The 11,220-nt window shown below is 39.8% G+C and carries 9 protein-coding genes; all 9 read left to right on the top strand.

All coding sequences use genetic code 11. The annotated features are described in order from the left end of the window. Positions 1–100 precede the first annotated feature (100 nt). The 9 genes from IGJ19_RS07115 to IGJ19_RS07075 all read left to right on the top strand — a co-directional run bounded on the left by IGJ19_RS07115 (position 101) and on the right by IGJ19_RS07075 (position 11,159). Complete coding sequence (locus IGJ19_RS07115) at positions 101–1,867, top strand: glycoside hydrolase family 13 protein (RefSeq protein WP_142433015.1); 1,767 nt, start codon at positions 101–103, stop codon at positions 1,865–1,867. Positions 1,868–1,965: 98 nt separating this feature from the next. Further along, the gene (locus IGJ19_RS07110) at positions 1,966–3,225 is read left to right on the top strand and encodes an extracellular solute-binding protein (RefSeq protein WP_115357642.1); all 1,260 of its coding nucleotides are present in this window, start codon (positions 1,966–1,968) and stop codon (positions 3,223–3,225) included. A gap of 144 nt (positions 3,226–3,369) precedes the next feature. Continuing rightward, complete coding sequence (locus IGJ19_RS07105; RefSeq protein ID WP_010735424.1) at positions 3,370–4,668, top strand: carbohydrate ABC transporter permease; 1,299 nt, start codon at positions 3,370–3,372, stop codon at positions 4,666–4,668. Between the two features lie 2 nt (positions 4,669–4,670). Next, the gene (locus tag IGJ19_RS07100) at positions 4,671–5,522 is read left to right on the top strand and encodes a sugar ABC transporter permease (RefSeq protein WP_086334685.1); all 852 of its coding nucleotides are present in this window, start codon (positions 4,671–4,673) and stop codon (positions 5,520–5,522) included. Positions 5,523–5,534: 12 nt separating this feature from the next. Then, the gene (locus IGJ19_RS07095; protein ID WP_115357641.1) at positions 5,535–6,356 is read left to right on the top strand and encodes a maltodextrose utilization protein MalA; all 822 of its coding nucleotides are present in this window, start codon (positions 5,535–5,537) and stop codon (positions 6,354–6,356) included. A 176-nt stretch (positions 6,357–6,532) separates the two neighbouring features. Next, the gene (locus tag IGJ19_RS07090; protein ID WP_071867078.1) at positions 6,533–7,699 is read left to right on the top strand and encodes an SAM-dependent methyltransferase; all 1,167 of its coding nucleotides are present in this window, start codon (positions 6,533–6,535) and stop codon (positions 7,697–7,699) included. A gap of 180 nt (positions 7,700–7,879) precedes the next feature. Then, positions 7,880–8,530 carry a PepSY domain-containing protein gene (locus IGJ19_RS07085; RefSeq protein ID WP_074799018.1) on the top strand — a complete coding sequence of 217 codons (651 nt, stop codon included), beginning with the start codon at positions 7,880–7,882 and terminating at the stop codon, positions 8,528–8,530. 83 nt (positions 8,531–8,613) lie between these two features. Beyond that, positions 8,614–9,555, top strand: a complete 942-nt coding sequence (locus IGJ19_RS07080; protein WP_071867076.1) for a dihydroorotate oxidase — start codon at positions 8,614–8,616, stop codon at positions 9,553–9,555. Between the two features lie 146 nt (positions 9,556–9,701). Continuing rightward, positions 9,702–11,159, top strand: a complete 1,458-nt coding sequence (locus IGJ19_RS07075; RefSeq protein ID WP_430604540.1) for an amidase — start codon at positions 9,702–9,704, stop codon at positions 11,157–11,159. Positions 11,160–11,220 lie beyond the last annotated feature (61 nt).

Here is an 11,220-nt window from a genome sequence, read left to right as displayed (position 1 = left end):
ATAAAAATCTTGTTACCGATAACAGGAATGTAAGCGTTGTCTTTCGGTTATTTATCTTTTATAGTTGTTTTTGTTAACTGAAAGACAAGGGAGGACTGAAATGAATACTGCAGCAATTTATCATCGACCCGAAAGTGAATTTGCTTATTTATACAGTGAGACAACAATGCGGATTCGCTTACGTACAAGTAAAGATGATGTCAAACACGTTTCTGTGATCAGCGGAGATCCATATACGATTTTCTCAGAAAATTGGTATTTAAAAGAACAACCAATGAAAAAAGGGTTAAGTACACTTCTTCATGATTACTGGGAAATCGAGTTGACGAGTGATACTAGACGATTGCAATACGGGTTTCACATCGTGGGAATTGATGGGATGGATTGTTTTTACGGAGACCAAGGAATATTCCCTTATCAAGAAGAAACATTGGCGAATGCAAACTATTATTTCCGTATGCCATATTTTCAACAAATTGATCGCTTCAAAGTACCTGAATGGGCAAAACAAACGATTTGGTATCAAATATTTCCTGAACGCTTTGCGAATGGTGATCCAACAAATGATCCTAAAGGGACGTTGCCTTGGGGAAGTAAAGACCCGGATCGAGAAGATTTCTTTGGCGGAGATCTTCAAGGGGTGATCGATCATCTCGATTACCTAGCTGATTTAGGGATCACAGGGATTTATTTCTGTCCTGTTTTTGAAGCAACCTCGAATCACAAATATGACACGATCGATTATTATGCGGTCGATCCACAATTTGGTGATAAAGAGTTATTGAAAGAGTTAATCACAAAAGCGCATGATAAAGGAATCCGAATCATGCTGGATGCCGTGTTCAATCATATGGGTAGTCATGCACCACAATGGCAAGATGTGATCGAAAATGGCGAGAAATCCCGCTACAAAGACTGGTTCCACATCCATTCATTTCCAGTGGATGCCTATCAAATGACAGATGTTCCTGAAACAGCCGAAAATCTGGCATATGATACGTTTGCATTTACGCCATTTATGCCTAAGCTCAATACAGCAAATCAAGAAGTACAAGATTATTTATTAGATATTGCCACGTATTGGGTCAAGGAATTTGATATCGATGGATGGCGGTTAGATGTAGCAAATGAAGTGGATCATCATTTTTGGAAGAAATTCAGAGAAGCGGTCACTACGATCAAACCTGATATTTATATTTTAGGTGAAATCTGGCATTCTTCTCAAGCTTGGTTACAGGGCGATGAATTCCATGCGGTGATGAACTACGCCTTTATGGATTCGATCAAAGACTATTTCGTCCATAAAAAAATCACACCCACTCAAATGGTCAGTGGCATGAATCATCAGCAAATGCTATATCGTGATCAAGTCAATGAAGGAACATTCAATCTATTGGATTCTCATGATACAGCAAGAATATTGACTTTGTGTAAAGAGGACAAGGAACTGATGAAATCAGTGTTAGCTTTCATGTTCTTACAAAAAGGGGCGCCTTGCATCTACTACGGAACAGAAATCGGCATGACAGGTCATGATGATCCTGACTGTCGAAAATGTATGGTCTGGGAAAAGGACCAGCAAGATCTTGAATTGAAGGGGTTCGTCAAAGAATTGATCTGTGTGCGTAAACAAGTGCAACAAGTGTTGATTGAAGGGGATCTGACTTGGCGATCGGTCGACGATAAAAACGAACAAATTCATTTGACTCGTCATTTCGATCAGCAAACCATTCATGCTTATTTCAATCAAGGAACAGAACCGTACTTGGTCGATTTAGAAAATGATGTTTTATTCAGCCAAAATTGTGACATCTTAAAAGACGGCAAAGCTGAAGTCCAAACGAATGGATTTTTGATCCTTTGTTAAGTTGTTATCGGTAACATAGAGAAAGCGTTTGCAAATCAAGCTTTTGTAAACATATAATCAAATTGTAAGAGGAATAGAATAGAATCGGAGGAAAAAAAATGAGTAAACAGTTGCTAAAAAAATTCGGGTTAGGTGCATTATCTTTAGGGTTTATCGGGGGACTTGCTGCCTGTGGTAATGGCGGTTCTTCAACTGCAGCAAATGAAGAAGATGGAAAAACATTGACGATTTCTGTCGATTCTGGCTACAAAGATTATGTCAATGAGATCAAAACAAAATTTGAAGAAGATAACGACGTAAAAATCAAGTTAGTCGAAAAAGACATGTTCGAACAATTAGAATCGCTTGCGTTAGATGGTCCTGCAGGAAAAGCACCAGATGTCATGATGGCAGCTTATGACCGGATCGGAGCATTAGGGCAACAAGGACATTTGGCAGAAGTGAAATTGGGGAACGAAGCAGATTACAATGATACGGATAAAGCTCAAGTAACGTACGAGGATAAAATCTATGGAGCACCGGCAGTTATCGAGACACTAGTTTTATACTATAACAAAGATCTAGTTGACACTGCACCGACAACTTTCAAAGATTTGGAAGCGTTAGCAAAAGATGAACGTTTCAATTTTGAATCTGAAGAAGGAACGAATACAGGATTTTTAGCAAAATGGACTGATTTTTATTATTCATATGGCTTGATTTCTGGTTACGGTGGGTATGTATTTGGTGAAGATGGAACAGACCCATCTGAAATTGGTTTAAACAATGCAGGAGCAGTAGAAGGTATTAGCTATGCCACAGATTGGTTCCAAAATGTTTGGCCTAAAGGAATGCAAGATATCAAGAGTGCTGGCGACTTTGTCAACCAACAGTTCATGTCAAACAAGACAGCAGCGATCATTGATGGTCCATGGCAAGCACAAACTTATCAAGAAAACGACATCAATTATGGCGTATCAAAAATCCCAACATTGAATAATGGTGAATCTTATCAACCATTTGGTGGAGGAAAAGGTTGGGTCGTAAGTAACTACTCTAAGAATAAAGAAGTGGCTCAAAAATGGTTAGATTATGTAACCAATACAGAAAACCAAGAAAAATTCTTTGAAATGGTCAACGAAGTACCAGCCAATCAAGCGGCTCGTGAAACAGCAAAAGGCACAAATGATGAATTGACGACTGCAGTTATTGAACAATATGAAACAGCACAAGCAATGCCAAATATTCCAGAGATGGCAGAAGTTTGGACAGGCGCAGAAAACTTGATGTTTGATGCTGGTTCAGGCAGAAAAACACCAAAAGAATCGGCTGACGACGCGGTGAAGACGATCAGCGAAGCAATTGAGCAAAAATATTAATTAGATCATCAAAAAGGTTGGAGCTGTGAAGGAAATTGCTTCTCAGCTCCATGTTTTACCTTTGATGAACGTGAGATGATTTTATAGAAAAGGCGCTTCAACATATAGCACCTGTTTTTAGTATCAAGAGGGGGGAACAACACCATGCAACAAGAAGATACAGCGGTCAATGTCAAAGGCACGATGTTACGTTCGATCATTCCAGGATTGGGTCAATTTGCAAATGGTCAAGTATTTAAAGGGGTAGTATTTTTAGCACTATTTATCGGATTTATCATCCAAATGGTTTTAGGTGGTTTTCAATCCTTAATTGGTTTAGTTACTTTAGGTAGTGTACCAATGGAAGATCACTCATTATTTATGTTGATCCAAGGAACTTTGCAATTGATTGTGACTGCCTTGTTTTTATTTTTTTATTTCATCAATCTAGTAGATGCAAAACGTGTCGCAGTCATGAGAAAAGAAGGGAAAAAGATCAATCGAACAATGAAGGAAGTCATACATAATGTGGGTGATGAAGGCTTTCCTTATCTCTTGACGCTTCCAGCGTATCTATTGATGATTTTCACGATCATCTTTCCGGTTTTAGTGACATTATTTACAGCATTTACAAACTATGATTTCCAACACATCCCACCAGCAAGTTTGATCGATTGGGTGGGAGCAGAAAACTTCTTCAGTATTTTCTTTTTAAGTTCTTATCGAAACACGTTTGTTGCCGTATTCTCTTGGACCGTCATCTGGACGCTTTGTGCAACTACCTTACAAATCACGTTAGGTGTATTTACAGCAGTAATTGCGCATCAGAAATTTATCAAATTTAAACGTGTTTTTGGAATTATTTTCCTTTTACCATGGGCAGTCCCAGCATTTATCACGATCATGAGTTTTTCGAACATCTTTAACGATAGTGTGGGAGCAATCAACACGCAAGTCATTCCATTCTTGAATAATATCCCTTTTGTAGATATTGCCTCCGTTCCTTGGAAAACTGATCCGAACTGGACAAAAGTCGCGATCATCTTGATACAAGGTTGGTTAGGTTTTCCTTACATCTATGTGATGGTCACAGGTATCCTACAATCGATTTCTGAAGATCTTTACGAAGCAGCGAAAATCGATGGTGCGAATGCTTGGCAGCGCTTCTCAAGTATCACGCTTCCAGCAATCTTTCTTGTAGCAGCACCAACGTTCATCACACAGTATACAGGGAACTTCAATAACTTCTCCATGATCTACCTCTTCAATAATGGGGGACCGGGAAGTGTCGGTGGTGGTGCAGGATCAACGGATATCTTGATTTCGTGGATCTATAAATTGACCACTGGGACCTCGCCACAGTATTCGATGGCTTCTGCGATCACGCTGATCATTTCGATGATCGTCATTGCCGTTTCTCTGTTGGTATTCAAGAAAACTAATGCGTTCAAAATGGAGGACTAATCATGAAAAATTTTAGTACAAGTGCTAAGTTCCAACGGAGACTTTCGCATTTCTTTACTTATGTGTTTTTGATCCTATTGTCGATCATTATCATCTATCCGTTATTGATCACAGCTAGTACTGCTTTCAAACCAGGCAATATTGCTGCTTTTAGTTTGGATTTCACCGGTGATTGGACCTTAAATAATTTTTCTCGCTTATTCAATGAAACCTTGTATGGCACGTGGTATAAAAATACGTTGATCATTTCTGTTTTAACGATGGTCATTCAAGTAACTGTTGTGACACTTGCCGGTTATACGTATAGTCGTTATCGTTTCATCGGAAGAAAATCAAGTTTGATGTTCTTTCTAGTGATCCAAATGGTACCAACGATGGCAGCATTGACCGCTTTTTATGTGATGGCCTTTCTATTAGGTGCATTGGATCGTTATTGGTTCCTGACAATGATTTATATCGGTGGCGGAATCCCAATGAACACTTGGCTGATGAAAGGGTACTTCGATACAGTCCCAATCGATTTAGATGAATCAGCTAAATTGGATGGCGCAGGACACTTTAGAATTTTCTTACAGATTGTCTTGCCGTTAGTCAAACCAATGATCGCAGTCCAAGCACTTTGGGCATTTATGGGGCCATTTGGTGACTTCATGTTGGCTCGTTTCCTACTTCGTACGCCTGAGAATCAAACAGTCGCAGTTGGATTACAGACCTTTATTTCTGATGTAACTAACCAACGCGTTTCTCTCTTTGCGGCGGGAGCGATCTTGATTGCTGTACCAATATGTTTATTGTTCTTCTTTTTACAAAAAAACTTTGTGACCGGACTGACATCAGGCGGTACCAAAGGTTAGGAGTCGTTTGCTATGGATAAATTCCCACTCAATTACTTTTCAAGCTTAAGAAGTCCAAAACACTTGTTTCTAGGTAGAAAACAACTCACTTGGCCAAAATTTATCGTGATCTTTCTGTTTCTGATTTCTTTTATGGTCATGCCCATTACTTTATTTTATACGAATCAAGTCTCGGCGATCCCGATGGAACAATTCTTATCGGTGAATACGTTGATCGATCAGGAAGGGGTGGCACGCTTACGTGAACTACAACTTACCAACGGTCGCTTAACAGCTGACTCTGAGATCATCAGTGTAACAAACGATGTCATCATCGGAACAGCACTGACGACAGAAGAAATGGCAGAAAGAGGAGCCGCAATCAATTTTGAAGAGACCAGCTGGACGATCCGTCAAGAAGAGGATGGACAAACACGAGAATACAATATGTCGTATCCCTCCTCATTTGATTTTATGAGAATGACAAGTCCTAAAGAGTTTGAACAGTTTTTAGAGAATGAATTTTATGCGAGTAATCGACCGATGATCATTCTATCTTACAGTTTGACGTTAGGTATTTTATTGTTTATCATGACTGGCTTGATTTTGTTCGGCGCTGCCTTCTTTTTATGGCTAACAAGAAAAAGCAAATTTTCTTCTATAAAAAACTTTAAAGAGAGCGCAAATTTGATGTTGAATGTTCTAGGTGTGAGTTCGATAATTGCTGGTTTTGTCGGTTTCATCCATTTTGATTTTGTCTTGATGATGGGAATCCAGTCGACCATAGCCGTTTTATTGTTACTATGGATTTTTGCTAAAACTGGCTTCAAAGATTCAAAAGCGATCCAAGTCTGATCGAATCAAAAAATGAAGAATGTAAGAGGGGAAGCAGAAATGTCTCCGTCCTTGCATTCTTTATTTTTGTGTTTCTGAAATTTTCAAAAAGCTTTTATTTATTACCTGTAATCTGTTGATTCTTTGGCGAAATAGGTATAACGTAATAGTGTAATTTTTGTTTTAGGAGGATCATTATGTTAGAAAAAACAATTTATCATCAACTATTTTCGCACTCTTTTTCACTTCCAGTAGAAGTCACATATTGGGATGGAACGACGAAGCAGTATGGGGATACCGATAACCCTCCGCAAATCAAGATCACGTTCAATGAAGAGATCCCAATCAAAGAGTTGACGAGAAATGCTTCTCTTTCTTTAGGGGAAGCTTATATGGATCATCGCATTGAAATCGAAGGAAACATCCAATCATTGATCAATGATGCTTACAGTCATACCGATAGTTTCTTGCGTAGCAAAGATTATCTGAAGTGGTTACCAAAAAAAGAGAAACACACAAAGCAACAAAATAAAGCGGATATCCATGCTCATTATGACCTAGGAAATGATTTTTATCGCTTATGGCTTGATTCAACATTGACGTACTCTTGTGCTTATTTCAAAACCCCAGAAGATAGTCTGGAGCAAGCACAGATCAATAAAGTCCATCATATTTTAGATAAGCTATTTATCAAAGAAGGGGAATCCCTCTTGGATATTGGTTGTGGCTGGGGAACGTTACTATTTACTGCTGCAAAAGAATATCATGTCAAAGCGACTGGTATTACTCTCAGTGAAGAACAATACAACTTCATCACCAATAAAATCAAAGAAGAGCATCTAGAAGACCAATGTCGTGTGTTTCTAATGGATTACCGCGAGTTGAAAGGGGAGACTTTCGATCATATCACCAGTGTGGGGATGTTCGAACACGTAGGGTCAGAGAATCTACCTGAATATTTCAAAGTAGTCAAAGATTTGTTGAAACCTAAAGGAACTGCTTTGATTCATGGAATCAGCCGACAACAAGGTGGCGCAACGAATGCGTGGATCAATAAATATATTTTCCCTGGCGGTTATGTACCAGGTGTGACGGAACTGATTAAGGATATCACGGAAAACGATCTACAAGTGATCGACCTAGAAAGTTTACGTCGTGATTACCAATGGACATTACAACATTGGACGCAACGTTTCCATGCGGTGCAAGAACAGGTGACTCAGGAGATGGGTGATCGGTTCTATCGTATGTGGGATCTTTATTTACAAGCCTGTGCCGCATCCTTTGAATCGAGCAATATCGATGTGATCCAGTACTTGTTAGTCCATCCAGGGAACAATTCGATCCCAATGCATCGGAAATAATTTATTGAGTTTTGTTTTTTTATTTAAATGAAAAGAACCTGTTTTTACTTTTTTACGTAAAAACAGGTTCTTTTTTAGTTGTAAAATCAGACTATAGACTGATTTTTCATGGTATCGGCTGACAGTATTCACTCTTTTCGTTATACTGAGAATAGATACCTAATAAAAAGGAGAATTGTTATGAAATCAAAAGTTATTTTTACAGGCTTATTTTCTTTACTACTTTTGGCGGGGTGCCAGCCAAACCAAACAAATACCCCTTCAAGTACGACCAACCAGTCGTCAGAAACGACAGTAACTTCTACGAATAAGACAGAAGAATCTAGCACAACTGCTGGTTCTGCTGCTTCTAGTGATTCATCCTCTTCACAAACAGCAAACCCTAATATTCAAGTTTCTGCGGATCGCGCGATTGAATTATTCCAAAACAAATACCCAGATGCAGCAATCACTAGCTTAGAACTCGATAGTGATTGGGGAAGCTACTTCTACAAAATTGAAGGTGTCGATGATCAAAACGAATATTCAGTGAAAATCAATGCGATGGACGAAAAACTTGAGGCAGAGAATCCAGAGCAATTAGATCGTGACGAACAAAACGGCCAGAAAAAATCAGAAGACGGCTTAGATGTCAGCAATCTGATCTCGATCGAAGAAGCTGGGAAAATCGCGGTTGAAAAAGTTGGCGCTGGAACTGCTACAGATTGGGACCTTGATAAAGAATTAGGAACTACTTATTGGGATGTCAAAGTGAAAAATGGCAACCAAACGACAAATGTAAAAATCAATAGTCAAACAGGAGAAGTATTGTCTTCAGAAATCGATGATTGATCGAACATTCGATAAATTTTTGTTGATTTTGTTCGCTTAAATGATACACTAGAAAAAACGCTTTATTAAAAGGAGAGAATAACTTGAGCTTAACGACTACTTTCTTAAATCATTCTTTTGAAAATCCCTTGATGAACGCTTCTGGTGTCCATTGCATGACTACAGCGGAATTAGATGAACTTGCACATTCGAATGCGGGGGCGTTCATTACAAAAAGCTGTACCATCAATGAGCGAGCAGGAAACCCTGAACCTCGTTATTATGATGTGCCACTGGGAAGTATCAATTCGATGGGCTTACCAAACTTAGGTTTTTCCTATTATCTGGATTATGCATTGGCCTACGAGAAAGAGCATGGACAAGAACAACCATTGTTTTTCTCGATTGCTGGTATGAGTGCAGAGGAAAATCTGGAAATGTTGAAGTTGATCGAAGAAAGTGATTACCAAGGGATCACTGAGCTGAATCTTTCATGCCCGAACGTTCCAGGAAAACCGCAGCTAGCTTACGATTTCGAGGCAACAGCAGCTTTATTGAAAGAAGTCTTTCAAGTGTTCTCAAAACCGTTGGGAATCAAACTTCCTCCTTATTTTGATTTCGCCCACTTTGATCAAATGGCGGAAATCTTGAATCAGTACCCGATCGCCTATGTGAACTCGATCAACAGTGTAGGAAATGGCCTTTATATCGATACTGAGAGTGAAACAGTCGTCATCAAACCAAAAGACGGTTTTGGTGGACTTGGAGGCGAATATATCAAACCTACTGCGTTAGCGAATGTCCGGGCATTTTATACCCGCTTGAAACCAGAGATCAAAATCATCGGTACTGGCGGTATCCGCAATGGACAAGATGCTTTTGAACATTTATTATGTGGCGCAAGTATGTTACAGATCGGCACGGAACTTCACAAAGAGGGAGTAGCTATTTTTGATCGTATCAGTAAAGAATTGGAGACGATCATGGCGGAAAAAGGCTACCATTCAATCGACGAATTTAGAGGGAAATTACGCTCGATGTCGTAATACCTCTTTCATTCTTATAACTAGAGTAGAACACTTGAAGCATTCAGCTGCTTTAAGTGTTTTTCTATTTAGAATAAGAGACTAGGCGTAAACATTGTTGCTTTTTCTGTCATATGAGAAAATAACCGTAACTGAGGAGGGAGAGCATGAAAGATGCAACATATCTTGCGAATGGTTTAAAAACAAAGCAATTCAGCTCGGAAGAACTTTTTACAGAAACAAAGCGAAAAATCGAAAAGCTCAATCCAGAAATCAACGCATTTGTCACACTTGAATCACTTGATTTCCAATCAAATGGAAAACAACCACAATTGGAGAGTGATTCGCTACTAGCAGGAATCCCATTTCCTTTAAAAATGCTAGGACAAGAAAAAAAAGGCTGGTTGGCAACTTCTGGTTCACGGATTTTTGAACAACACCGAGCGTCTAAAAATTCGAATTATGTCCAAGCAGTTGAAAAAGCTGGTTTCATTCCATTTGGACAAACGAATGCGCCTGAATTTGGCTTTAAGAATATTACCGATCCACAATTATATGGCCCAGCACGAAACCCATGGAACTTGGCATACTCTCCAGGAGGATCAAGTGGCGGAGCTGCAGCGGCAGTTGCGGCAGGAATCGTTCCGATGGCAGGTGCCAGTGACGGGGGGGGTTCGATCCGTATTCCAGCCTCATTTTCTGGCTTGATCGGCTTGAAGCCATCAAGAGGAACAATGCCAGTCGGTCCAAATGCTTGGCGAGGCTGGCAAGGAGCGTCCATCGACTTCGGATTAACGGTTTCCATGAGAGATACGAAAGCGTTGTTCCACGCTTTACAAGGAATCAATAGTGGGGCACCTTATCAAGTGACACCAGCATTTTGGCAACAGCATCCAGTAAAGGAACGTTTGAAAATCGCTGTCTGTGTTGATTCACCAATCGGCTCGAAAGTAAGTGTAGATGCTCAAATTGCTATTCAAAATGCACTGCATTTTCTAGAACAATCAGGACATGAAATCGTTGAGATTCCATATCCTTTAGATGGACGTACATTGATCAACTCGTATTATCAAATGAATGGTGCTGAAACGGCAGCAATGATCGAGTCGATCGAAAATGGGTTGCAGCGAGGGATAGAAAGCAACGAGCTGGAGCCAATCTCATGGACATTATGGCAATATGGTAAAAAACTTTCTGCAGCAGACTATGTGCATTCATTGCACGTATGGGATCATGCGGCTGTCACGATGGAAAGCTTATTTGAGTCCTTTGATTTGTTTCTTTCACCGACCACTGCGGATACTGCGCCTAAAATCGCAGCTGACTTACAAAGTGACTCGATTCGCCAGCAGATGGCTGATATACCCCATTTATCTGCAGATGAAGGGTTGGCAGTCGTGTCAGCGATGTTTGAAGAGAGCTTGACGATCACTCCTTATACACAACTAGCGAACTTAACTGGGCAACCTGCAATCAGTCTACCTACACATGTTAGTGAAGAAGGATTGCCACTAGGGATTCAGTTTATGGCTGCCAGAGGAAGAGAAGACTTACTGTTTCAGATTGGTGAATTATTTGAAAAACATGGTTTGTTTTATCTTCCGCCAGGAATCGAGCAAGCGTAAGAGAGCAACAGAACAAATGAATCGTGCGATTTTTAATACGGAATAGCAAACAGGTAGAAGA

It is taken from the genome of Enterococcus sp. DIV1368b (assembly GCF_050529595.1).
Lineage (GTDB): Bacteria > Bacillota > Bacilli > Lactobacillales > Enterococcaceae > Enterococcus_B > Enterococcus_B mundtii.
The sequence above is the reverse complement of the archived record's forward strand: the minus strand, read 5'-3'. Positions and strand labels throughout refer to the sequence as shown.

Coding starts and splice junctions, on each gene's coding strand:
- IGJ19_RS07105 (WP_010735424.1), top strand. CDS start 3,370: ATGCAACAAGAAGATACAGCGGTCAATGTCAAAGGCACGATGTTACGT.
- IGJ19_RS07100 (WP_086334685.1), top strand. CDS start 4,671: ATGAAAAATTTTAGTACAAGTGCTAAGTTCCAACGGAGACTTTCGCAT.
- IGJ19_RS07110 (WP_115357642.1), top strand. CDS start 1,966: ATGAGTAAACAGTTGCTAAAAAAATTCGGGTTAGGTGCATTATCTTTA.
- IGJ19_RS07115 (WP_142433015.1), top strand. CDS start 101: ATGAATACTGCAGCAATTTATCATCGACCCGAAAGTGAATTTGCTTAT.
- IGJ19_RS07075 (WP_430604540.1), top strand. CDS start 9,702: ATGAAAGATGCAACATATCTTGCGAATGGTTTAAAAACAAAGCAATTC.
- IGJ19_RS07090 (WP_071867078.1), top strand. CDS start 6,533: ATGTTAGAAAAAACAATTTATCATCAACTATTTTCGCACTCTTTTTCA.
- IGJ19_RS07095 (WP_115357641.1), top strand. CDS start 5,535: ATGGATAAATTCCCACTCAATTACTTTTCAAGCTTAAGAAGTCCAAAA.
- IGJ19_RS07085 (WP_074799018.1), top strand. CDS start 7,880: ATGAAATCAAAAGTTATTTTTACAGGCTTATTTTCTTTACTACTTTTG.